Annotated in this window: 22 protein-coding genes and 1 pseudogene; 10 read left to right on the forward strand and 13 right to left on the reverse strand. The window is 62.7% G+C overall.

What is annotated here, in order from left to right; all coding sequences use genetic code 11:
- Positions 1 to 488: 488 nt before the first annotated feature.
- From ACFZPT_RS24860 to ACFZPT_RS24870, 3 genes are read right to left on the reverse strand one after another with little or no spacing between them, the layout of a single operon-like run.
- Positions 489 to 1415, reverse strand: a complete 927-nt coding sequence (locus ACFZPT_RS24860) for a FecR domain-containing protein (RefSeq protein WP_099312356.1) — start codon at positions 1413 to 1415, stop codon at positions 489 to 491.
- A gap of 37 nt (positions 1416 to 1452) precedes the next feature.
- Positions 1453 to 1998 (reverse strand): RNA polymerase sigma factor, encoded by a 546-nt coding sequence (locus ACFZPT_RS24865; protein ID WP_034113023.1) that lies wholly within the window; start codon positions 1996 to 1998, stop codon positions 1453 to 1455.
- Positions 1995 to 2639: a secretin and TonB N-terminal domain-containing protein gene (locus ACFZPT_RS24870; RefSeq protein ID WP_099312374.1), complete on the reverse strand. Its 645-nt coding sequence runs from the start codon at positions 2637 to 2639 to the stop codon at positions 1995 to 1997. Before ACFZPT_RS24870 ends, ACFZPT_RS24865 begins: the two co-directional genes overlap by 4 nt.
- Positions 2640 to 2855: 216 nt before the next feature.
- Here ACFZPT_RS24870 and ACFZPT_RS24875 point away from each other — a divergent pair, with 216 nt between their 5' ends.
- On the forward strand, positions 2856 to 3170 hold the full coding sequence (locus tag ACFZPT_RS24875) for a hypothetical protein (protein WP_034113021.1): 315 nt from the start codon (positions 2856 to 2858) through the stop codon (positions 3168 to 3170).
- A 72-nt stretch (positions 3171 to 3242) separates the two neighbouring features.
- On the opposite strand, the gene ACFZPT_RS24880 is transcribed toward ACFZPT_RS24875, so the two are convergent.
- Positions 3243 to 4310 (reverse strand): NAD(P)-dependent alcohol dehydrogenase, encoded by a 1068-nt coding sequence (locus ACFZPT_RS24880; protein WP_379555667.1) that lies wholly within the window; start codon positions 4308 to 4310, stop codon positions 3243 to 3245.
- Positions 4311 to 4456: 146 nt separating this feature from the next.
- On the opposite strand from ACFZPT_RS24880, the gene ACFZPT_RS24885 reads away from it, so the two are divergent.
- From ACFZPT_RS24885 to ACFZPT_RS24895, 3 genes are all read left to right on the forward strand, one after another.
- Positions 4457 to 5353: a VOC family protein gene (locus tag ACFZPT_RS24885; RefSeq protein WP_099312358.1), complete on the forward strand. Its 897-nt coding sequence runs from the start codon at positions 4457 to 4459 to the stop codon at positions 5351 to 5353.
- A complete protein-coding gene (locus tag ACFZPT_RS24890) occupies positions 5350 to 6741 on the forward strand; it encodes an alginate export family protein (protein WP_099312360.1) in 1392 nt (463 codons plus the stop codon). The genes ACFZPT_RS24885 and ACFZPT_RS24890 overlap by 4 nt, the downstream gene beginning before the upstream one ends.
- An 81-nt stretch (positions 6742 to 6822) precedes the next feature.
- A complete protein-coding gene (locus ACFZPT_RS24895) occupies positions 6823 to 7641 on the forward strand; it encodes an alpha/beta fold hydrolase (RefSeq protein WP_047882882.1) in 819 nt (272 codons plus the stop codon).
- 43 nt (positions 7642 to 7684) lie between these two features.
- Here the strand turns inward: ACFZPT_RS24895 and ACFZPT_RS24900 are convergent, their stop codons facing one another.
- The gene (locus ACFZPT_RS24900; RefSeq protein ID WP_099312362.1) at positions 7685 to 8071 is read right to left on the reverse strand and encodes a DoxX family protein; all 387 of its coding nucleotides are present in this window, start codon (positions 8069 to 8071) and stop codon (positions 7685 to 7687) included.
- Between the two features lie 160 nt (positions 8072 to 8231).
- Between ACFZPT_RS24900 and ACFZPT_RS24905 the strand changes: the two genes are divergently transcribed.
- On the forward strand, positions 8232 to 9230 hold the full coding sequence (locus tag ACFZPT_RS24905; protein ID WP_034113014.1) for an NAD(P)H-quinone oxidoreductase: 999 nt from the start codon (positions 8232 to 8234) through the stop codon (positions 9228 to 9230).
- A gap of 122 nt (positions 9231 to 9352) precedes the next feature.
- Here ACFZPT_RS24905 and ACFZPT_RS24910 read toward each other — a convergent pair whose 3' ends face one another.
- The 3 genes from ACFZPT_RS24910 to ACFZPT_RS24920 form a co-directional block, all read right to left on the reverse strand.
- Positions 9353 to 10477, reverse strand: a complete 1125-nt coding sequence (locus ACFZPT_RS24910) for an alkene reductase (RefSeq protein WP_040267957.1) — start codon at positions 10475 to 10477, stop codon at positions 9353 to 9355.
- Positions 10478 to 10558: 81 nt separating this feature from the next.
- The gene (locus tag ACFZPT_RS24915; protein WP_034096899.1) at positions 10559 to 11236 is read right to left on the reverse strand and encodes a type 1 glutamine amidotransferase domain-containing protein; all 678 of its coding nucleotides are present in this window, start codon (positions 11234 to 11236) and stop codon (positions 10559 to 10561) included.
- Positions 11233 to 11862, reverse strand: a complete 630-nt coding sequence (locus tag ACFZPT_RS24920; protein WP_099312366.1) for a TetR/AcrR family transcriptional regulator — start codon at positions 11860 to 11862, stop codon at positions 11233 to 11235. Before ACFZPT_RS24920 ends, ACFZPT_RS24915 begins: the two co-directional genes overlap by 4 nt.
- Positions 11863 to 12035: 173 nt before the next feature.
- Here ACFZPT_RS24920 and ACFZPT_RS24925 point away from each other — a divergent pair, with 173 nt between their 5' ends.
- Positions 12036 to 12980 (forward strand): GlxA family transcriptional regulator, encoded by a 945-nt coding sequence (locus ACFZPT_RS24925; protein WP_034096897.1) that lies wholly within the window; start codon positions 12036 to 12038, stop codon positions 12978 to 12980.
- Here ACFZPT_RS24925 and ACFZPT_RS24930 read toward each other — a convergent pair.
- Positions 12958 to 13464 (reverse strand): GNAT family N-acetyltransferase, encoded by a 507-nt coding sequence (locus tag ACFZPT_RS24930; RefSeq protein WP_034096896.1) that lies wholly within the window; start codon positions 13462 to 13464, stop codon positions 12958 to 12960. The genes ACFZPT_RS24925 and ACFZPT_RS24930 overlap by 23 nt on opposite strands.
- Before the next feature lie 178 nt (positions 13465 to 13642).
- Here ACFZPT_RS24930 and ACFZPT_RS24935 point away from each other — a divergent pair, with 178 nt between their 5' ends.
- On the forward strand, positions 13643 to 14515 hold the full coding sequence (locus tag ACFZPT_RS24935; protein ID WP_034138714.1) for an undecaprenyl-diphosphate phosphatase: 873 nt from the start codon (positions 13643 to 13645) through the stop codon (positions 14513 to 14515).
- 365 nt (positions 14516 to 14880) lie between these two features.
- Here the strand turns inward: ACFZPT_RS24935 and ACFZPT_RS24940 are convergent.
- From ACFZPT_RS24940 to ACFZPT_RS24950, 3 genes and pseudogenes are all read right to left on the reverse strand, one after another.
- Positions 14881 to 15042, reverse strand: a pseudogene (locus tag ACFZPT_RS24940) (helix-turn-helix domain-containing protein); the annotation flags it as partial.
- Between the two features lie 46 nt (positions 15043 to 15088).
- Positions 15089 to 15916 carry a glutathione-dependent disulfide-bond oxidoreductase gene (gene yghU / locus ACFZPT_RS24945; RefSeq protein WP_099312368.1) on the reverse strand — a complete coding sequence of 276 codons (828 nt, stop codon included), beginning with the start codon at positions 15914 to 15916 and terminating at the stop codon, positions 15089 to 15091.
- A 44-nt stretch (positions 15917 to 15960) separates the two neighbouring features.
- Positions 15961 to 17196, reverse strand: coding sequence for an MFS transporter (locus ACFZPT_RS24950; RefSeq protein ID WP_034096893.1), 1236 nt, complete (start codon positions 17194 to 17196; stop codon positions 15961 to 15963).
- Between the two features lie 97 nt (positions 17197 to 17293).
- Here ACFZPT_RS24950 and ACFZPT_RS24955 point away from each other — a divergent pair, with 97 nt between their 5' ends.
- Entirely contained in the window at positions 17294 to 18256 is a 963-nt protein-coding gene (locus ACFZPT_RS24955) for an AraC family transcriptional regulator (protein WP_099312376.1), read from the forward strand.
- Between the two features lie 99 nt (positions 18257 to 18355).
- A complete protein-coding gene (locus ACFZPT_RS24960) occupies positions 18356 to 18952 on the forward strand; it encodes a glutathione S-transferase family protein (protein ID WP_034113008.1) in 597 nt (198 codons plus the stop codon).
- A 137-nt stretch (positions 18953 to 19089) separates the two neighbouring features.
- On the opposite strand, the gene ACFZPT_RS24965 is transcribed toward ACFZPT_RS24960, so the two are convergent.
- Positions 19090 to 19857, reverse strand: coding sequence for an SDR family NAD(P)-dependent oxidoreductase (locus ACFZPT_RS24965; protein ID WP_034096891.1), 768 nt, complete (start codon positions 19855 to 19857; stop codon positions 19090 to 19092).
- Between the two features lie 136 nt (positions 19858 to 19993).
- Between ACFZPT_RS24965 and ACFZPT_RS24970 the strand changes: the two genes are divergently transcribed.
- On the forward strand, positions 19994 to 21142 hold the full coding sequence (locus tag ACFZPT_RS24970) for an aldose epimerase family protein (protein WP_099312370.1): 1149 nt from the start codon (positions 19994 to 19996) through the stop codon (positions 21140 to 21142).
- Positions 21143 to 21404: the final 262 nt, after the last annotated feature.

A 21404-nucleotide genomic window follows, 5' to 3' on the forward strand; every position in this document is an offset into this window, starting at 1 on the left:
ATTGCCTGGAATGGGGCTGCTTCGCAGCCCAGCGCGGGGCAAGCCCGCTCACCACAGAAAGCCCTCTCACCACAGCAAGCCTGCTCACCACCAACCTTCCGGGTCGGCTGTTAGGCCGCCATCGGGGGCAAGCCCCCTCCCACAGTTAAATTCCTCTCGGCCACCAACCGGTGGCTCGGTGCATTTGGCTCCGATAGCCCCTACACAGGTTTCAAAGGTTGAGCTAACTCTGTGGTGAGCGGGCTTGCCCCGCGCTGGGCTGCGAAGCGGCCCCAAACCCAGGCACCTCGGTGTGTCAGCTAAACCAAATCGCCTGGGATGGGGCTGCTTCGCAGCCCAGCGCGGGGCAAGCCCGCTCACCACAGCAAGCCCGCTCACCACAGCAAACCCCCTCCCACAGTTGGACGTGTTCAAACAGTTCAAAAGGTGGAGGAGACTTGCCCTCCCACAGTTAAATTCCTCTGGGTCAGAGAGGGATCACCCAACACTCAACTCAGCAACACCACCCCACCCGGCAACTCCGTGCATTTGGCCCCGTAGGCATCGCGGATCAGCAAGGCTACACCGGCCAGTTGCTGCAAGCTGAAACGCGCCTGCACGCGGCGCTGGCCGAGTTGTTTGTTGAGCAGCACCAGCATGCCCGGCCGGTAGCGGTTGATCTCATCGACCACAGTGGCCAGGGTGGCGTTGTTGAACACCAGCACCTGCTCGCGCCAGGCCACCACGGCCTGGGTGTCCACCGTCTGGGGTTCGCCCAGGCCGGCGGCGCCATAGGTGAGCTGCCGGCCGCTGTCCAGGCGCACGTTACGTCCGCCGACGTCCACCGACAACGCGCCGTCCAGGCAGGTCACGCAGACATTGTGGTCGGTGTGGCGCACATTGAAACGCGCCTGCGCCGCGCTGATCCAGCCGGCACCTGCCTGGACCTTGAGCGGCTGCGCGGCGTGGGCGATGACTTCCACTTCGCCTTCAAGCAACTCGATGCCCTGCCCGACCCGGCTGATGCGGGTCTGGGTGTTGAGTTCCAGGCTCACCCCGTCACTCAAGGCCACGTGCCGTTGCTCGCCGACGTCGGTGCGGTAATCCGCCGTCAACCCAGCCAACCCACCGGGCACGCCGACATGCACCATAAACGCCGCCGCCGACGCCGCCAGCGCGCCGCCGAGAAACGCACGGCGCCCCATAGACCGTGGGCGCTCGGCCTGCTCGGCGGCCACGCGTAATTGCTGCCACAACCCTTTGGCCTGTTCAAATGCCTGGGCATGCGCAGGGCTCTGGGCGCACCACGCTTTGAGCGCTTTGGCATCGGCCACGGTGGCGCGGCCCGAGGTCAGCAGGACCAGCCAGTCGCGGGCTTCATCGTGCAAAGGGTCGGCAGGCGTTTGCCGGGCGGTGGGAAAGCGGAAAATATTCAAGCGCGCACATACTCACGGTTTTATCAGGGACTCAACACTAAGACGGTTTTCCGGCGCCGGGACCGAACCGCTGAATCGCTTTTCTTTCCAGGCGCTTGGCACAGTGGCCGAGGGCAGCCTTGATTTCTTTCTCGACCATGCGCGTGGAAATGCCGAAACGCTGGGAGATTTCCAGGTGCGGCGCCTCTTCCAGGCGCGCCGCGATAAGGATCTTGCGGCGCCGCGCCGGCAGCTCGTAGAGGGCCTTGACCAGGGACTGGATTTCTTTCTGGCCGCCCACCACCCGCGATGGGTCCTGGGCTTCATCGGCGCTTTGCAGCAGTTCTTCCACCTCGCTGCCGGTAAGCAGGCGCGCATCGGCCTGGCGGCGGTCGGCGGCGATATTCAAGGCCATGCGGTACAGATAAGCATTGGGTTGCGCCAGGTTGGGCGGCACTTGCATGCGGTCCACCCGCAGGTAGGTTTCGTGCAGCACGTCGTTGGCCAGGTCCTCTGAGCCCAGGCGCTTGCGCAGGCGGACTTTGAAGTCCTCATAGGAGGCCAGGAACAAGCTGACCATCGTGCTGTGCCCGGTATCTTTCATCCGCTCCAGGCTCCTTTTGCTGCTGTGCATTCCATGCGTGTTCCTGTTGTGTCGGGCATTAAAAGCAACGTTACCGGTTGGCGCAGCGAACTGGGCGCCGAGCGCTCGACCCGGGTAGCGGCCAGGCTGCGAACCAGAGCGTCATCGCGTTGTTCATCGCCGGTGGAGCTGACCAGCCGGCTGTGTTCGATCAGGCCATCGCGGTTGACCCACACCTGCACCAGCGCACGAAAACTGCCGGGGCGGGTCAGGGGCGAACGGCACAGGCTGGCCTCGATGGCCTGTTGCAAGGCCGTGGCATAACTGTTGTTGATCCGCGCCGCCTGACGCGCCGCCGCGCCTTGGGCGGGCGTCGGCGGGCTGATCTCGGGGATCTGCAAGGTAAACGCATCGCTGCGTGCATAACGGGCCATCAGGCCACTCCCTGTCAGCAACATCGCCAGTGCGTCCTGCGCGGTGAAACGCCCGCGCACCGCGATGGAACGCCGGCCCCGCGTCAACTCGCGGTCCACCAGCACCGCCATGCCGGTGGCGCGGCTGTAGGCTTGCAGGGCGTGTTCCAGGTCCTGCGCCGGCAGGTTCAGTGTCAGCAGCGGCGCATCGGCCTGGGCCACGCCGCCACCGGCCAGCAGGCAAAGCAAGGCCAGGGCGCATACGGCGCGCCGCCAGGCCCTCTGTTCACCCCACGCTTTGCCTCGCTGCACGGTCGACGCGCCCTAGAAAACCGTCATCCTGAGGCCAGTTTATGAACCTGATGTTACGGTGATAGCAAAAAAAACATCACGGTGACGTAAGGCGCGCTGCACTAGACTGGCGAGCGTGAAAGCCATTGCCCACGACCCGCCAGGAGGCCCTCGATGAAACGCTTGATGTGCATTGCCAGCCTGTTGCTGTGCGCCACACTTGCCTCACTTGCCCACGCCGCAGAACCCCCGGCCAATGGCTGCGCCGAGGTGACGGTGGATGGTTACAAAGCGCCCGACTATGCCTGCTTGAGCCAGCAGATGGGCAACGACACACGGGCGGCGAAGGCGGCCAGCAAGAACCGTGAAGCGCAGAACATCGGGGTGGATAAACGGCCGCCGAACAAAGTGGGCCTGGCCACCCCGGCAGCGACCAGCGTGCGCATGGGCAATACCTTCGGCACCTCGGTCAAACCGCAGCGGCCTTGAGTTATTCGATAACTGTTTGAGCCAATCAGACCCCCTGTGGCAGGGGGTCTAGAGGAGTTGGCAGATTGAGTTTCAAGCCGCGTGGCTTTCCTTTTTCAAGCTGTCCATATCGATCACGAAGCGGTACTTCACGTCGCCCTTGAGCATGCGCTCATAGGCTTCATTGATGCCCTGGATGTCGATCATTTCCACGTCCGAGACAATCCCATGCTTGGCACAGAAGTCCAGCATGTCCTGGGTTTCCTGGATACCACCGATCAGCGAACCGGCCAGGCTGCGGCGTTTGAAGATCAGGTTAAAAACCGTCGGCGACGGATGCGGGCTGTCGGGGGCACCGACCAGGGTCATGGTGCCGTCGCGCTTGAGCAGGTTGAGGAACGCATCGAGGTTATGCGGCGCGGCTACGGTGTTGAGGATGAAGTCCAGGCTGTTGGCCACGGCGGCCATTTCGTCCGGGTTCTTCGACACCACCACTTGGTCGGCACCCAGGCGCAGGCCGTCTTCGCGCTTGTTCGGCGAGGTGGTGAACAAAGTCACATGGGCGCCCATGGCATGGGCAATTTTCACTGCCATATGGCCGAGGCCACCAAGGCCGACCACGCCGACTTTTTTGCCCGGCCCAACCTTCCAGTGATGCAACGGCGAATAGGTGGTGATGCCGGCGCACAGTAGCGGCGCCACGGCGGCCAGGTTGCTGGCATCGTGGGAGATGCGCAGCACGAATTTCTCCTTGACCACGATGTTGTCCGAGTACCCGCCATAGGTGTTTTCACCACCGAACACCGGGCCATTGTAGGTACCGGTAAAGCCGTTCTCGCAGTACTGCTCCTCGCCCTCGGCGCACGATGCACAGTGCTGGCAGCTGTCGACCATGCAACCGACGCCCGCCAGGTCGCCGACTTTGAAATTCTTCACATTGACGCCCACCGCCGTCACGCGGCCGACAATTTCGTGGCCGGGTACCGAAGGGTAAAGGGTGTTGTTCCATTCGTTGCGCGCGGTGTGCAAATCGGAGTGGCACACGCCGCAATAGAGGATGTCGATCTGAACATCGTCCGCCCCTGGCGCGCGGCGCTCGAAGGTAAAGGGCTTGAGCGAATCCTTGGAGTCCCGAGCGGCGTAGCTGTAAGTCTTGGCCATTTCGTTCACCTATGTGATCTGACGTTGGAGGTCAGTGGACTAGCATAGACGCTGAAACGTTCAACCGAGCACGCCCGTACAATTCCCCCTGCGCACCGGCGCCTAACCTCACGGCTTTCGATCATCTAGAACGCTGGAGAATGGGCATGGTTAACAAAGCAATCAGGGCAAGCCTGGCAGTCACGCTGCTGGCCGGCGCAATGATGGGCAACGCATTCGCGGCGACACCAAGCGTGGCCGTAGCGCCGCAATATGACACCAGCCACGTGTACGTCGCCCCGGCGGATGTGGATCGGTTCGCCCAGAGCTTTCTTGCCACCTTCGGCGGGAAAAGCACGCCCCAGGTGGTGGTAAACGTGTTGCCGGTGCCGAGCAGCACCACTTCGCAATTGCTGCAGACGCCGGCCGGCACCGTGTCGCTGTTCGGCTTTACCACGCCGATCCCGCACCCCTTCAGCCAGGAACGCAACGGTTATCTGGTCAAGGACATGGATGTGGCGCTCAAGGCCGCGCGGGCAAACGGCGCGGCGGTGATCGTCAGCGACTTCCCCGACCCCATCGGCCGCGACGCCGTGGTGCAGTGGCCAGGCGGTGTGAACATGCAGCTTTACTGGCACACCAAGACCCCGGACTACGCCGCGTTCCAGACCGTGCCGGAAAACCGCGTGTACCTGTCGGCCGACCGCGCCGATGAGTTCATCAAAGCCTTCCTGGGGTTTTCCCACGGCAAAGTTCTGGGTGATGACAAACACGCACCCGGCGTAGAGGTGGGCCAGGCCAACGGCACCTACCGTCGCGTGGACATCGAGTCGCCGTTCGGGCGCATGGCGGTGCTGGTCACCAACGGTCAACTGCCCTACCCGTTCGGGCATGAAACCACCGGCTATCAAGTCGCCGACCTGAGCGCCACCCTGGGCAAGGCCACTGGTTCCGGCGCCAAGGTGCTGGTGCCGACGTTCGACGGCAAAGGCCGGCGCAGCGCACTGGTTGAATTCCCGGGTGGCTACGTCGCCGAGATTCACCAACTCAACGCGGCCCAATGATTCGTCGTACGGGCTGGAGCCTGGCCGTGCTGTGGCCGCTGCTGGTCGGCAGCGTCCACGCCGACCCGCAGCCGGCGCGCCCGACGATCAAGACCAATCGCTGGCAGGAAGACTGGTCGGTACTCAAGGATCCGGCGCTGCGCACGCAGCCGCTGGACAACCTGAAGTACATACCCTTGTCCAGCGCCAACCCGTTCACCTACCTGTCGTTGGGCGCGACGCTGCGCGAACGCTTCGAGATGAACGACGCCAGCGGTTTCGGTGTGAAGAACGTGGCCCGCGATCGCTATTTGATCCAGCGCTTTCAGGTACACGCCGACCTGCACCTGAACGAACACTGGCGGCTGTTCACCCAGCTTGAAGATGTGCGGGCCTACGACAAAACCACAGTGGGCGGGGCCGACCAGAACCGCGTTGACTTGCGCCTGGCGTTCGCCGAATACGTGAAGCGCTTCAACAGCGGCACCCTGAAAGCTCGCGTAGGGCGCCAGGACTTTGCCTTCGACCTGCAGCGTTTTATCTCATCGCGGGACGGGCCGAATGTGCGCCAGTCGTTCGATGCGCTGTGGGCCGACTGGGAGACCGCCGACTGGCGTTTTATCGGCCTCGCCAGCCAACCGGTGCAGTACCAGGACGGCCGGCACTTCGACGACAAGTCCAACAGCGACGCGCGCTTTCACTTACTCCGGGTGGAGCGCCTGGTGGGCGGCAAGAATGAGCTGTCGGCCTATTACGGCGTGTACGAACGCAGCGCCGCGCACTACCTGGACGCGGACGGCAACGAAACCCGCCACCTGGTCGACGCACGCCTGGGCGGCGCGGCCATGGGGTTTGACTGGGACATCGAAGGGATGCTGCAAAGCGGCGCGGTGGGCAGCAAGGATATTCGCGCCTGGGCCGGTGGTAGCCGCACTGGCTACACGTTCGACAGCCTGGCCTGGAAGCCGCGCATCGGTCTGCAACTGGACATCGCCTCGGGCGACCGCAAGAGCGGTGACGGCACGCTCGGTACGTTCAACCCGCTGTTCCCCAATGGCTATTATTTTTCCCTGGCCGGCTACACCGGGTACAGCAACCTGATCCACGTCAAGCCGTCCATCACCGTCAAGCCGATCGACAAGCTCAGCGTGCAAACCGCCATCGGCTTGCTCTGGCGCCAGACCACCGAGGACGCGGTCTACACTCAGCCCAACCTGCCGGTCGCCGGCACTGCGGGCCAGGGCGAGCGTTGGACCGGGGCCTATGCACAACTGCGCACCGACTATGCCTTTACCGGCAACCTCAGCGGCGCCGTGGAGGCGGTGCATTATCAGGTCGGGCAAACCCTGCGCGACGCCGGTGGCGATGACAGCAACTACCTGGGGGGCGAACTCAAGTTCAGTTGGTGACCCTCAAGCAAGCACAGGCGTACAAGCCGCCCATTCGCTTTACCCCAATAGTGACGGTTTTCACCCACCCAGGAGTTTTCCATGAGCACATTCGTTGCCAAAGACGGTACCCAGATCTACTACAAGGATTGGGGCAGCGGTAAGCCCGTGTTGTTCAGCCATGGCTGGCCACTGGATGCCGATATGTGGGAATACCAGATGGAATACCTCAGCAGTCGCGGCTACCGCACCATCGCCTTCGACCGCCGTGGTTTCGGCCGCTCCGACCAGCCGTGGACCGGCAACGACTACAACACCTTCGCCGATGACATCGCGCAACTGATCGAACACCTGGACCTGCGCGACGTGACGCTGGTCGGTTTCTCCATGGGCGGCGGCGACGTAGCGCGCTACATCGGGCGCCATGGCAGCGCACGGGTTGCCGGCCTGGTGTTGCTGGGTGCGGTCACGCCGATTTTCGGCCAGGCTGCGGATTACCCGCAGGGCGTGCCGGCTGAAGTGTTCGACGGAATCAAGGCCGGTCTGCTCAAGGATCGCGCGCAATTTATCGCGGACTTCAACACGCCGTTCTTCGGCCTGAACAAAGGCCAGACCGTCTCCGACGGCGTGCTGTCGCAGACCCTGCAGATCGCCATGCTGGCGTCCCTCAAGTCGACCGTGGACTGCGTCAGCGCGTTCTCACAAACCGACTTCCGCGCAGACATGGCCAAGGTCGATGTACCGACCCTGGTGATCCACGGCGACGGTGACCAGATCGTGCCGTTCGAAACCACCGGTAAGGTGGCCGCCGAGATGATCAAGGGCGCCGAGCTGAAGGTGTACAAAGACGCCCCCCACGGTTTTGCCGTGACCCACGCCCAGGCACTCAATGAAGACCTGCTGGCGTTCCTGAGCCGCTGAAACACCCTCTCGTTTTGGCCGGGCTTGCCCGGCCTTTTTTTGCTCAAGAGAAACGCTGGCCCACCACCAACCGCCCAGGCCCGGCGATCAGAAGACTGGTGAAGATGATCAGCAGCAGCCAGCCGAATTGGCCCTCCAATAGCGTCCACTCCGGATGCACCACCAGCATGGCGATCACCAAAACGGCAATGATCGGCAGGCACGCCAGACGCACCAGCACCCCGGCCACGATCAGCAGCGGGCACAGCACCTCGGCGCAAATCGCCAGCCCGAGGGTCACGTGGGCACCGAGGTGGAACGGGTCTTCGATAAGCGTCAGTTGTTCCCTGTAGTGCAGCACCTTGGGCAAACCATGCACCCACAGCAGAAACAGCGCCCCGCTCACGCGCAAAAAGAGCAGCCCGAAGTCCTGGTTTTTGCCGTCATTCATATATGCTTCCTGTTCGTTGGCCTTTTGGTGCCACCGATGGTGCGGGCAGATGCACACCCACGCTTGCAGCCTTGTGCTGACCTGCTCACCGTCGCGCGCTGAACCGCCGGCCGCTTGGCGCGGTCCCACCCCATACGCTCATCGTTGCAGGAACGTTCGAATGACACTCCCAAAAGAAATGACCTTGATCGAAATCACCACCCCCGGTGGCCCCGAGGTGCTGCAACCGCGTCAGGCGGCGGTGCCGGAGGCTGGCCCCGGTGAGATTCTGATTCGTGTGCACGCCGCCGGGGTCAATCGCCCCGACGCTCTGCAACGCGCCGGCAAGTACCCGATGAAACCGGGCATGAGCCCGATCCCCGGGCTGGAAGTGGCTGGGGAAGTAGTGGCGCTGGGCGACGGCGTTAGCGAATACGCCATCGGCGACAAGGTCTGCGCGCTGACCAACGGCGGTGGTTATGCGCAGTTCTGCGCGGTACCGGCCGGCCAAGCGTTGCCGATCCCCGAAGGCATGGACTGGATCCAGGCCGCCGCCGTACCGGAAACCTTCTTCACCGTCTGGGCCAACCTGTTCGGCCTGGGCGATGCCCATACCGGCCAGCGCGTGCTGATTCACGGCGGCACCAGCGGTATCGGCACCACCGCGCTGATGCTGTGCCGCGAGTTTGGCATCCAGGCGTTCGCCACCGCCGGCAGCGCCGACAAATGCGCGGCCATCGCCAAACTCGGCGCCGAACCGATCAATTACCGCGAGCAGGACTTCGCCGATGTCATCGCCCAACAGACCGACGGCCATGGCGTAGATGTGATCCTCGACATCATGGGCGCCTCGTACCTGAACAATAACCTCAAGTCCCTGGCCATGGACGGGCACCTGGTGATGCTCGGCTTCCTCGGCGGCGGCAAAGCCCATGACGTGGATCTGCTGAGCATCCTCGCCAAACGCGCGGTGATTACCGGTTCCCTGCTGCGCGCACGCACCGGCGCGGAAAAAGCCGCCATCGCCGAGCAACTGCGCGAGTACATCTGGCCGGTCCTCACCGCCGGGCGCTGCCTGCCGATCATCGACAAGGTCTACCCCTACACCGACGCCGACCAGGCCCATGCGCGGATGGAAGGCGGCGATCATATCGGCAAGATTGTGTTGCAGGTCGCCTGATTCAAAAACACTACAAAACAATGTGGGAGGGGGCTTGCCCCCGATAGAGGTGGGTCAGTCAATGATGCTGTGACTGTCCTACCGCTATCGGGGGCAAGCCCCCTCCCACATTGTCCGCGTGATTATCTGAGGTAGGTGGGGTAGTCGATATAGCCCGCCTCACCGCCACCGTACATCCCCTCTTCCCGCAGCGGATTCAACGGCCAGCCATTGAACAGGCGCTGGGGCAGGTCCGGGTTGGCGATAAAAGGCCGTCCGAACGCGATCAAATCCGCCAACCCCGCCTGCACCAGACGCTCGCCGCGTTCGGCGGTGTAGCGCCCGGCGTAGATGATGCGGCCGCTGAAGGTGCTGCGTACCGCTTCGCGGAAGCTGTCGGGCAGGTCCGGCGCGTTGTCCCAGTCGGCTTCGGCGATGGACACATAGGCAATCCCCGATTCTTCCAGCACCTTGATCGCTTCGATGTAGGTGTGATGGGGATCTTCTTCTACCAGGCCGATGTACACGCGGTCCTGATCGGTGCCGCTGAACAGCGGCGAAAAACGCACGCCCAGGCGTTCCGGGCCGACCACTTTGCACACCGCTTCGACAATCTCGCGCAGGAAGCGCAGGCGGTTGTGCAGCGAGCCGCCGTATTGGTCGTCGCGGGTGTTGGAATGGGCCGAGATGAACTGGTTGACCAGGTAACCGTTGGCCGAGTGGATCTCCACGCCGTCGAAGCCGGCGTCCAGCGCATTGCGGGCCGCTTGGGCGTACTGCGCGACTAATTCTTCGATTTCCAGCGTGCTCAAGGCGCGCGGCACCGGCGGTTGCTTCAGCTCGCCGACGCCCGGGCCGGTCTGGATAAAGGCTTTGGCCTGCAAGGCCGGGAGCGCGGAGGGTGCCACCGGTGCCGCACCGTCCGGTTGTAAGGCGTTATGGGATACGCGGCCCACATGCCACAGCTGGGCAAAGATCACCCCGCCGTCGGCGTGCACCGCATCGGTGACTTTGCGCCAGCCATCGATCTGGGCTGGTGAGTAGATACCCGGCGTCCAGGCATAGCCCTGTCCGCGCGGTTCGATCTGGGTGCCTTCGCTGACCATAAAGCCGGCGCTGGCACGCTGGCGGTAATACTCGGCCATCAGCGCGGTGGGGATGTCGCCCGGTTGCGCGCTGCGCTGGCGGGTCAGGGGCGGCAGCACGACGCGGTTGTTCAAGGTGTGATGCCCAAGTTTTACCGGGGTGTTCAAGAGACTGTCAGTCATTGCGTTATTCCAAATTCGAGGCGAACAAAAGCATTGGCGACTCGTTGGAGTCGCCAATGAATACAGCGCAGGGGGGTTAACTTAAGCGGTGAGTTTCAGCAGGGCCTTGGCCACATCGGCAGAGCTGGCCGGGTTCTGGCCGGTGATCAACAGCCCGTCCTCAAGCACGAAGGACGACCAGTCGGCGCCCTTCTGGTAGTGGCCGCCGAGCTTCTTGAACTCATCTTCAATCAAGAACGGCACCACTTCGGTCAGGCCCACGGCAGCTTCTTCGGAGTTGGAGAAACCGGTGACGCGACGGCCCTTGACCAGCGGCTCGCCATTGACCGCCTTGACGTGGCGCAACGCCCCCGGTGCGTGGCAGACGAATCCGATGGGCTTGCCGGCGCGCTCGAAGGCCTCGATCAGTGCGATGGAGGTCGGCGACTCCGCCAGGTCCCACAACGGGCCGTGGCCGCCTGGGTAGAACACCGTGTCGAAATCGGCGGCGTTCACCGAATCCAGCTTGACCGTATTGGCCAGCGCCTGTTGCGCGGCCGGGTCGGCGGCGAAACGGCGGGTCTGTTCGGTTTGCGCATCCGGTGCATCGCTGACCGGGTCCAGCGGCGGCTGGCCACCGGCTGGGGATGCCAGCACCAGCTCGGCGCCGGCGTCCTTGAACACGTAATACGGCGCGGCAAACTCTTCGAGCCAGAAGCCAGTCTTGCGCCCGGTATCGCCGAGCTGGTCGTGAGAGGTCAGTACCATTAATACTTTCATTTTCCAGTGCCTCGATCGGTGTGAATGTCAGTGTGTTCGGGGCCGCCCAACAGGTGCTGGGTCAACCCGAGCGCCGCGTCGAACGGCGCCGATGTACGGGTGATTTTGCTCATGACGCTGCTGCCCAACCACAACGCATAAAGACGCTGGGCCAGGTGCTGCGGGTGCTGCGTAAAGCTGAGGGAGCCGTCGTCGATGCCACGTTGCAGCGCCACCCATAGTAAATCGATGGTGCGCGACGTACCGCGTTGCAACGCCAGACGCATCGGCTCTGAAAGGTCTGACACCTCGGCACCGAGTTTGACGGCAAGGCATTTGCCCGCATCGGTGCAGCCGGTCTGGTTGTCGATCCAGGCTTGCCAATAACGCATCAATTTGGCGTGCTGGCTCAGCCCCGGCTGATCGAACAGTTGCTGCATGCCCAGTACGTAATGGTCGAAGTAGGTGTCGAGCAACACCACGCCGAACGCGTCCTTGGAATCGAAGTAGTGATAGAACGAGCCTTTGGGCACATCGGCGGCCTGCAGGATTTCGGTCAGCCCAACCGCGGAAAAACCCTTGCGCCCGACAATCGCTTGCGCGGTTTGCAGAATCGTCTGGCGTGCGTCTTTACTGGGGTTGCTCATGCTTCACTCCTGCCGATTAGACCAGTCGTCTAGTGCGTGGAGCCATGGTAGGAGGCAGGCCGGATGCCCACAATGTCAGATCCGCAAGGATTCCGGACATGCCATCCAAGCCAGTTGCCGTTTACCCGGTACACGCCGACAATCTCCCCTCACGCGCCCCTTGGAGAATGACGATGCACAGCGTTGCGCTGATGGTCTACCCGAACTTCCAGTCCCTGAGCCTCAGCCTGGGTTCGGTGTTCGAGTGCGCGAACCTGCTGCGCGGCGAGCCGGCCTATGAGTTTCACTTGGTATCGGAAAGCGGCGGCGCGGTGATGACGTCCCAGGGCTTTTCGGTGAACACCTCGCCGATTCGCCCCCAGGGCTACGACACGCTGATCGTCAGCGGTTATCTGGAATTCCGCCTGCCGGAAGCCAACCTGCTGGACATGGTCAAGGCCGCGTCCGCGCAATCACGGCGCGTGGCCTCGCTGTGCATGGGCATCTTCGTGCTGGCCGAGGCCGGCCTGCTGGCGGGCAAGCGCACCACCACCCACTGGATTCACGCGCCGGCCTTTCGCAAGCGCTACCCGGACATCCGCCTGGAAGACGACAAACTGTTTGTGGTGGACGGCCAGGTCTGGACCGGCGCCGGCATGAGCGCTGGCGTCGACATGGCCTTGGCCATGGTGGAAAACGACTTGGGCAGCGACCTCGCCCGGCGCATCGCACGCAAACTGGTGATCGCCCAGCGCCGTGGCAGCGAGCAGTCGCAACTGTCGGCGCTGCTGGAACTGGACCCCAAATCCGACCGCGTGCAGTTGGCCCTGGCCTACGCCCGCGAGAACCTGACCCATGACCTCTCCGTGGAGGCATTGGCCGATGTGGCGCGGTTGAGCCCGCGCCAGTTCAGCCGAGTGTTCCGCGAGGAAACCGGGCAAACCCCGGCCAAGGCCATCGAAGCCCTGCGGGTGGAAGCCGCGCGGGCGCTGATGGAAACCAGCCGGCACCCGGTGGAAGTGGTGGCCCGCGAGACCGGTTTCGGTGATCGCGAGCGCATGCGCCAGGCGTTTCTACGGGCGTTCGGCCAGCCGCCCCAGGCGATGCAACAGGCGTTTAATGCAGCGCCGCTCGGGTAATCAAAAAGCTCAGCAGTTGCGGGTCGTCATCCAGCTCAAGCATCTGCACTGGGCGTGGCAGGTTATCCAGCACCGTGCGCCAGAACGCCTGTGACACTTCATCCTGATCATAAAAGCGCACCAGCCAATTTGTCTGGCCGCTGCAGAGCACCTGGTTGGCAATGGCGCGGCCGATGCCTTTGCGGCGGTAGCGCTTGAGAATAAACAGGTCAGCCAGCTCCAGCGCGTCGATGCCGGGCAGCTCGCTGTCTTCGATCAGCAGGAAGCCGGCGATATAGCCGTCCACCAACAGCAGGTTGGCGCTCCAACGCGGGTCTTGCCAATAGCGGGCCAAGTGTTCGTCGTGAATGTAAAAACGGCCATCGGCCTCGACATCTTCCTGCTCCCAGTCCGACGACTCGTAGGCGTAGTACTGGTAGAGATTGCGGATCAACTCGGCCTCTTCGGGGCCGGTCTGGATCAATTCCACGGTGGTTTCAGGCATAGGGCGCTCAGTCAGAAAAAAACAGGGCGCCATTGTTCACAAAACCCCGGCAGGGGCCAAGCGCGCGGCGAACCTTTCTGCTGGCTGAACGGATCGTAGTTAGCCATGGAGTCGGCCAAATTCTTGAAACATTTCGAATAGACTTCGCCGGTTCGCCACTTTTTCAAGGACACGCACTTTGACCAACGTCTGTACCGCCGGCCTGGATGTGGGCTTCGCCTCCCTGGATTACCTGCAGATTTTCATCCTGGGCGTGATCCAGGGCATTACCGAGCTGCTGCCGGTGTCCTCCACGGCCCATATGCGCGTAGTACCCGCCCTGCTCGGCTGGCAAGACCCCGGCTCGGCGTTCTCCGCCGCCATGCAGTTGGCGGCGCTGGCGGCGGTGGTCAGCTACTTCTGGCGCGATGTGCGCCAGGTGGTCAGCGGCAGCATCGGTGCAGTACGCCAGGGCGACTACGACAGCCCGTGGTTCAAGCTGGCGGTGGCGATTGTGCTGGCGACGGTGCCGATCTGCATCGCCGGGTTGGCGTTGTCCTCGACCCTGAACGCCTGCAACTCGCCGCTGCGCGGACTGATGGTGATCGGGATTTCCTGTGTGGTGATGGCGGTGCTACTGGCGGCGGCCGAGCTGCGAGCCCGGCATACCCGTGAGGTCAGCCAGATGCGCCTGCGGGATGCGCTGATCGTCGGTGTCGCGCAGATTGGCGCGTTGATTCCGGGCGTATCGCGTTCCGGCTCGACCCTCACTGCGGCGCTGTTCCTCAACTTCAAACGCGAAGAAGCCGCGCGCTTTTCCTTCCTGCTGGGCCTGCCGGCCATCGCCCTGGCGGGGTTGAAGGAGCTGTGGGTGCTGCTGCACGCCGAGCTGCCTGCCCATGCCTGGCCGCATTTGCTGTTCGGGCTGGTGGTGGCCAGTGTCTCGGCCTTCTTCGCGATCTGGGGCCTGATGAAGTTCCTGGAGCGGTTCTCCACCTGGCCCTTCGTGATCTACCGCGCGCTGCTGGGGGTGTTCCTGATTGTGGCCGTCAGCACCGGGCTGCTGAGTTGATATAACACCCGTCTCAACCCGGCATAAATCTTATGTGGGAGGGGGCTTGCCCCCGATGGCGGTGGATCAGCTAAGTAGATGTCAACTGACACTCCGCTATCGGGGCAAGGGTATCTACGCAACCTTTCAGACCCTGACAAATCTCCCTGTGGCGAGCGGGCTTGTCCCGCGCTGGGCTGCGCAGCAGCCCCAGTCAAGAAGATCGCGGTGTATCAGACACTCTGTAGAGGCTGGTTTTGGGGCTGCTGCGCAGCCCAGCGCGGGACAAGCCCGCTCACCACGACAGCCCTATCCGCCGCGCTTTTAGCGTTGAGCCAACGTTGTGCAGGTACCTACGGCCATCGGGGGCAAGCCCCCTCCCACATTTATGCACCGCAAAAATCTGCAGCATTCAGCCCGAACCGACTCATCTTGTTGTACAGACCGCCCCGGGACACGTTCAGTCGCCGGGCGGTCAGGCGGATGTTGCCGCCGGTGCTTTTGAGAGCGGTGACGATGGCATGCCTTTCGTGGCTGCTCAGGTCCTGGCCCCGGTAACGGTAGGAGCGGCTTGCCCTCCTACCGTGTTGGCCTTCAGTCCAGATCACTCGCGTCATGGCGCTCGGGCAATTGTGCATCGCCCGAGACCCGATTCACCCGCCGCCCACGTTGCACCGCCGGCCGCGCATCAATGGCGTCCGCCCAACGCAGCACATGTTTGTATTCATGCACCGACAGAAACTCCGCTGCCTCATACAGACGACCTTTCACCAACCCGCCATACCAAGGCCAAATGGCGATATCGGCGATGGTGTATTGATCGCCGGCGATGTACTCGCTCACCGCCAGGCGTTTGTCGAGCACGTCCAGTTGACGCTTGGTTTCCATGGCGAAACGGTTGATCGGGTATTCCATCTTGCTCGGCGCATAGGCATAGAAATGCCCGAAGCCACCGCCCAGGTACGGCGCGCTGCCCATCTGCCAGAACAACCACGACAGGCATTCAGCCCGCGCCGCAGGCTCAGTGGGAAAGAACGCGCCGAATTTCTCGGCCAGGTACTGCAGGATCGCGCCGGACTCAAACACGCGAATCGGCTCGGGGCCGCTGTGGTCCATCAGCGCCGGGATCTTGGAATTGGGGTTGACCTCGACAAAGCCACTGCCGAACTGATCGCCGTCACCGATCTTGATCAGCCAGGCGTCGTATTCCGCGCCGCTGTGCCCCAGGGCCAGCAACTCTTCCAGCACGATGGTGACCTTCTGCCCATTGGGCGTGGCCAGGGAATACAACTGCAGCGGGTGCTTGCCCACCGGCAGTGCCTTGTCATGGGTCGCGCCGGCAATCGGCCGATTGATACTGGCGAAGGTGCCGCCGCTTTCGGTGTCCCAGGTCCAGACTTTAGGGGGTACGTAGTCGGTCATGCTTACGGCTCCAGAGGCATTGGCTATCAACTGAGCGCGTCAGACTAAACCAAAGACCGGGGGTGCGTCACACTCCCCTGCGCGTTATGCACGGGCACCCGCACACGCAGTGCGATCAACAATGCGGCCAGTAACATCAAAATACCCGCGCCCAGAAATACGCCGCCGATACCCGTGAAACTGAACATTGCGCCCCCGCCAGCGGCGCCCGCCGCGATTGCCGATTGCACCGACGCCACCACCATGCCACCGGCACTTTCCGCCTGATCGGGAACCGCACGGGCCACCCAGTTCGACCACGCCACTGGCACGCCACCGAAGGCCATCCCCCACAGCGCCAGCAGCATCGCTTGACCAGGCAATGACGCGGGCAGCAACACCAGGGCCAACGCCGCAACCCCCACCAATACCGGCATCAGCACCAACGTGCCGCGCGGGTTACGTACCAGCAACCCCCCGGCCAGCAGCGTACCGACGAAATTCGCCGCGCCGAACCCCAGCAACATCAGCGCCAGGCCCTGGGTCCCGACGCCCGTGGTGCTTTCCAGAAACGGTCGTATATAGGTGAACAGCGCAAAATGTGCGGTATGCACCAGCACGCAGCCGAACATGCCGATGGCAATGCCCGGGCGCAACAGCACCTCCAACACGGTGCGCAAGCGCGCCGTGCCATTGGGGGCCAGGCGTGGCAGCGTGATGAACTGGAACGCCAGGGTGACCACCCCCACAGCCGCAGCCGCGATAAATGCGCTGCGCCAGCCATACAGACCGCCAAGATAGCTGCCCAGCGGAACGGCGACGACGGTGCCCACGGCAATGCCGCTGAAGATGATCGACAGGGCGCGCGGCAGCGACGCGGCCGGCACCAGGCGCATCGCCACGGCCGCCGCCATACTCCAGAACCCGCCGAGGGCAATACCCAGCAGGATGCGCATCAACAACAGCACCACCAGGCTGGACGAGAACGCCACCAGCAGGTTGGACGCAATCATCAGCGTGGAGAACCCCAACAGCACCAGGCGCCGGTCGATGCCGCGCGTCAGGCCGGGCACCAGCAACCCGGCGAACAAAGCAACCACCGCCGTGACCGTGACCGCTTGGCCGGCCAATGCTTCCGACACGCCCAAATCCAGGGCCATCGGCGTCAGCAGGCTGGCCGGCAGGTATTCGGCCGTGAGCAGGCCGAACACCCCCATCGCCAGGGAAAACACCGCCATCCAGGCCGGAGTGCTCGGTTCAACCCCGCAATTGACAGGGGCGTGGGACAGACAATCATTCATCACAAGACATCCTCAGGCTTTAGCGAGACGATCAGTCTAGGTATCGCCATCTGGATGATCTATGATTCAAACCCTTAACTTTTTGACCAAAACCCCGATGCCAACCGACACCGCGTTCACGCTGTCTTCCGAACTGATCAACGAACTGCTGCGCAGCATGCGCCTGCGCGGCGTGCAATACCGGCGCATCCAGGCCGGGCCGGTGTTCGGTATCGGCTTTGCGGCTAAACCGGGTCACGCGTATTTCCATTTCCTGGCCGCCGGCTGCGCGACCTTGCGAATGGAGGACGGCAGCCTCTTTGAACTGTCGGCGGGTAATGCGGTGTTTATCGCCCACGGTGGCGCGCATGCGCTGCTATCCCAACCGGATGCCCCCGTGCAGGACATCGCCAGCTTCGACGCAGCATCGCTGGGCGATACCGTGTGTGCCGTCAACGCCTCGCCCGATGAGCCTGCCAATACCCTGCTGTTCAGCGCCTGCATGGAGTTCGAACTCGACAGCATCCAGGGCCTGGGCAACCTGATGCCGGCCTTGATGCTGATCGACGCCGGCGGCCAGCGTTACCCCGGCCTGATGCCGATCCTGGCAGTGATGGAGCGCGAAGTTTCCAGCGCCCGCATCGGCTATGCCGGCATCCTGGCGCGTCTGGCCGATGTGGTGGCAGCGATGATCGTGCGCGGTTGGGTCGAATGTGCGTGCGCCAATGCGTCGGGCCTGGCAGCCGCCTTGCGCGACAACCGCCTGGCGGGCGCCCTGCTCGCCCTGCACCAGCAACCGGGCCGCGACTGGAGCGTGGCCGAGCTGGCGGCGCAGTGTCATACCTCGCGCTCGGTGTTCGCGGACCGTTTCCAAGCCACCCTTGGGGTGCCACCGCTGCGTTACGTAACCGAACTGCGCATGCGCCTGGCCAGTCAATGGTTGACCTTGGAGCGCCTGCCCATCGAAGAGGTGGCGTACCGCCTGGGGTATACCTCACAGGCCGCTTTCAGTCGCGCCTATAAACGCATCACCGGGCAACCGCCGGGCGCCAGCCGCCAAGGTTTCAGAAGCTCGGCATAAGACATGCCTCGTCGACCGACTGAGCCATGCAAGCATTGCGCGGTGCGACCGAGGAACCTTAATCTCCAAACCCATCACCCTGACAGCAATGGAGGCTTCATGAAACTGATCGGTATGCTCGACTCGCCCTACGTACGCCGCGTCGCCATTTCTCTGGATCTGTACGGGGTGGATTTTGTGCATGAGCCCTTGTCCGTGTTCCGCACCTTCGACGAATTTGCGCAGATCAATCCGGTGGTCAAGGCCCCGACCCTGGTGCTGGACGATGGCACGGTGTTGATGGACTCCAGCCTGATCCTGGAGTACCTCGAAACCCTGGCCCCGGCTGACAGGAAGTTGTTGCCCCAGCAGCCTGGCGCACTTGCCCGCGACCTGCACATCCTTGGCTTGGCCCTAGCAGCTTGTGAGAAAAGCGTGCAGATCGTTTATGAGCACAACTTGCGCCCGGCCGAGAAGCTGCACGCGCCGTGGCTCGAACGCGTCAGTGGGCAGTTGCTCGCGGCCTATGGGTTGCTGGACAAACAGTTGGGCGACAGCGAAGCGCTGACCCAGGCGTCGATTACAGCGGCCGTTGCATGGTCGTTCAGTCAGTTCACGGTAGCCTCGGTGGTCCAGGCCGATGCGTTTCCCAACCTGCAACGGCATGCCGAGCGGCTGGAGCAGCATCCGGCGTTCAAGCGTTACCCGATCGCCTAAGCGCCGCAGTTCAAATGTGAGAAGGGGCTGGCCCCCGATGGCAGTGGGTCAGTCACTGATGCATTAGCTGACCCACCTTCATCGGGGGCAAGCCCCCTCCCACATTGATCTGGGTTGTCTGAACTGCAGTGTTCGGCTCAGACCCAGCCGCCATCGACAATAAAGTTCTGCGCCGAACACATCGCCGACGCTTCGGAGGCCAGGAACAGCGCCATATTGGCGATATGTTCCGGCAGTACGCTGCCGGGCAGGCACTGGCTGCGCGCGATCAGGTCCTTGGCGGCGTCATCGACCCACATGGCCAGCTGTTTTTCGGTCATCACCCAGCCCGGCACCAGAGTGTTGACGCGGATGCGGTCCGGGCCCAGCTCGCGGGCCAGGGCACGGGTCATGCCGTGGGCGGCAGCTTTGCTGGCGGCGTACACCGGGTAGCCGGCGGAGGCCATCATCCAACCCACCGAACCCAGGTTGATAATCGAGCCGCTGCCGGCGCTTTTCATCATTGGCACCACGGCCTTGGCCGCAAAAAACGCGTGCTTGAGGTTGACCGCGATAAGCCGGTCGAAGGTGTCCGAGTCAACTTCTTCCAGGGTGTGACGCACATCGTTGGCAGCGTTGTTGACCAACACTGTGATCGGGCCGAGGGACTGTTCGAAGCGGCCGATGGCGGCCTTGTAGGCGATCTCGTCGGTGATGTCGCAGCAGACAAACTCCACCGCGTCCCCGCGTGAACTCAACAGCGCCGCCAGGCGTTCGCCCTGGCTTTGCGCACGATCCACAAAACCGACCTTGGCACCCTGGGCGGCAAACGCGCGAACCATGAATTCGCCGATCCCGGAGGCGCCCCCAGACACCAATACAGTCTTGCCCTTGAGGTCGGGGTAAACGGCGTGCTCAGTACTCATACAGTGATGCCTCGCTTAATTAGTCTTATTTTATTTTACGAAACGACGGTTAAAGGCTATAAATTCGCTGTCATAACGACAAAATATCGCTATTAGTAGAACTATTCCACTCAAAACAACAAAAGGAAGTTCGATCATGAAGCACCCTCGATACCTGCTCTCCGGCCTGGCGCTGTCGATGTTGATCGCCAGCGGCGGCGTTCAGGCGGCCGGCTTGTCCAGCGAGCACAAACCCTTCGGTAAAACCAACGACGGCACGCCGGTCGAACAGTACATCCTGCGCAACAGCCACGGCATGCAAGCCACAGTGATCACCTACGGCGGCGTGCTGCAGTCGCTCAAAGTGCCGGACAAGCATGGCAAGGTCGACGACGTGGTGCTGGGCTTCGACGACGTGCAAGGCTATCAGAGCGGTACCGCGTTTTTCGGCGCCACCATCGGACGCTTCGGCAATCGCTTGGCCGGCGGTGCTTTCGAACTGGACGGCAAGCGCTACCAAGTGCCCCTCAACGACGGCCCCAACTCGCTGCATGGCGGCGCCCAGGGCTTCGACAAGCAGGTGTGGAAAGCCGAGCCGGTCAAGGACAAAGATTCGGTCGGCGTGAAGCTGAGTTACCTGTCCAAGGACGGTGAGATGGGCTTCCCCGGCAACCTGACCACCGAGGTCACCTACCGCCTTAACGACAAGAACGAACTGCACATCGACTACAAAGCCAGCACCGACAAACCGACGGTGCTCAACCTCACCAACCACAGCTACTTCAACCTCGCGGGCGCGGGCAATGGCGATATCCTCAAGCAGGTCGCGACCTTGCATGCCAGCCACTACACCCCGGTGAATGCTACGTTGATTCCGACCGGTGAACTGGCGCCGGTCAAGGGCACGCCGATGGATTTCCTCAAGCCGACGCCTATCGGTCAGCACATCAAAGAAGACCATCCGCAGCTCAAGTTTGCCGAGCCGAAACAAGGCGGCTTTGACTTCAACTGGGCCCTGGACACCCAAGGCGACGTCAAGCAACTGGCTGCCGAAATCCACGACCCCGAATCCGGTCGGCGCTTGCAGCTCTACACCAGCGAACCGGGCGTGCAGTTCTACACCAGCAACTTCCTCGACGGTTCGGTGAAGGGCAAAGCCGGCAAGACGTACCTGCACTGGAGTGGTTTTACCCTGGAGACCCAACACTTTCCCGATGCGCCGAACCAGCCCAAGTTTGCCTCGACCCGCTTGAACCCTGGGCAGACCTACACCCAACATACGGTGTTCAAGTTCAGCGCTGATTAACAGCGCTTTACTGTGGCAGGGGGCTTGTCCCCTCCCACCTTTTGATTTCACATGACCAGGGCTCAGCGTTGTTTCATGGGCTCGATCACCGCTGCCAGCAACAACATCGAACCGCTTTACTGTGGGAGGGGGCTTGCCCCCGATTACGGAGTGTCAGTCTGCATTTTTGCTTCTGATACACCGCCATCGGGGGCAAGCCCCCTCCCACCTTTTGATTTCACATGACCAAGGCTCAGCGTTGTTTCATGGGCTCGATCACCGC

This window comes from Pseudomonas sp. MD330_10 (assembly GCF_042610415.1).
GTDB classification, from domain to species: Bacteria; Pseudomonadota; Gammaproteobacteria; order Pseudomonadales; family Pseudomonadaceae; genus Aquipseudomonas; species Aquipseudomonas rhodesiae.

What these genes read in the sequence shown, in the direction of transcription:
- ACFZPT_RS24930 (WP_034096896.1), bottom strand. Translation starts at nt 13,464, where the DNA reads ATGCCTGAAACCACCGTGGAATTGATCCAGACCGGCCCCGAAGAGGCC.
- ACFZPT_RS24865 (WP_034113023.1), bottom strand. Translation starts at nt 1,998, where the DNA reads ATGAAAGATACCGGGCACAGCACGATGGTCAGCTTGTTCCTGGCCTCC.
- ACFZPT_RS24880 (WP_379555667.1), bottom strand. Translation starts at nt 4,310, where the DNA reads ATGGCCAAGACTTACAGCTACGCCGCTCGGGACTCCAAGGATTCGCTC.
- ACFZPT_RS24925 (WP_034096897.1), top strand. Translation starts at nt 12,036, where the DNA reads ATGCACAGCGTTGCGCTGATGGTCTACCCGAACTTCCAGTCCCTGAGC.
- ACFZPT_RS24905 (WP_034113014.1), top strand. Translation starts at nt 8,232, where the DNA reads ATGACACTCCCAAAAGAAATGACCTTGATCGAAATCACCACCCCCGGT.
- ACFZPT_RS24900 (WP_099312362.1), bottom strand. Translation starts at nt 8,071, where the DNA reads ATGAATGACGGCAAAAACCAGGACTTCGGGCTGCTCTTTTTGCGCGTG.
- ACFZPT_RS24885 (WP_099312358.1), top strand. Translation starts at nt 4,457, where the DNA reads ATGGTTAACAAAGCAATCAGGGCAAGCCTGGCAGTCACGCTGCTGGCC.
- ACFZPT_RS24955 (WP_099312376.1), top strand. Translation starts at nt 17,294, where the DNA reads ATGCCAACCGACACCGCGTTCACGCTGTCTTCCGAACTGATCAACGAA.
- ACFZPT_RS24890 (WP_099312360.1), top strand. Translation starts at nt 5,350, where the DNA reads ATGATTCGTCGTACGGGCTGGAGCCTGGCCGTGCTGTGGCCGCTGCTG.
- ACFZPT_RS24950 (WP_034096893.1), bottom strand. Translation starts at nt 17,196, where the DNA reads ATGAATGATTGTCTGTCCCACGCCCCTGTCAATTGCGGGGTTGAACCG.
- ACFZPT_RS24970 (WP_099312370.1), top strand. Translation starts at nt 19,994, where the DNA reads ATGAAGCACCCTCGATACCTGCTCTCCGGCCTGGCGCTGTCGATGTTG.
- ACFZPT_RS24965 (WP_034096891.1), bottom strand. Translation starts at nt 19,857, where the DNA reads ATGAGTACTGAGCACGCCGTTTACCCCGACCTCAAGGGCAAGACTGTA.
- yghU (WP_099312368.1), bottom strand. Translation starts at nt 15,916, where the DNA reads ATGACCGACTACGTACCCCCTAAAGTCTGGACCTGGGACACCGAAAGC.
- ACFZPT_RS24915 (WP_034096899.1), bottom strand. Translation starts at nt 11,236, where the DNA reads ATGAAAGTATTAATGGTACTGACCTCTCACGACCAGCTCGGCGATACC.
- ACFZPT_RS24960 (WP_034113008.1), top strand. Translation starts at nt 18,356, where the DNA reads ATGAAACTGATCGGTATGCTCGACTCGCCCTACGTACGCCGCGTCGCC.
- ACFZPT_RS24895 (WP_047882882.1), top strand. Translation starts at nt 6,823, where the DNA reads ATGAGCACATTCGTTGCCAAAGACGGTACCCAGATCTACTACAAGGAT.
- ACFZPT_RS24875 (WP_034113021.1), top strand. Translation starts at nt 2,856, where the DNA reads ATGAAACGCTTGATGTGCATTGCCAGCCTGTTGCTGTGCGCCACACTT.
- ACFZPT_RS24920 (WP_099312366.1), bottom strand. Translation starts at nt 11,862, where the DNA reads ATGAGCAACCCCAGTAAAGACGCACGCCAGACGATTCTGCAAACCGCG.
- ACFZPT_RS24910 (WP_040267957.1), bottom strand. Translation starts at nt 10,477, where the DNA reads ATGACTGACAGTCTCTTGAACACCCCGGTAAAACTTGGGCATCACACC.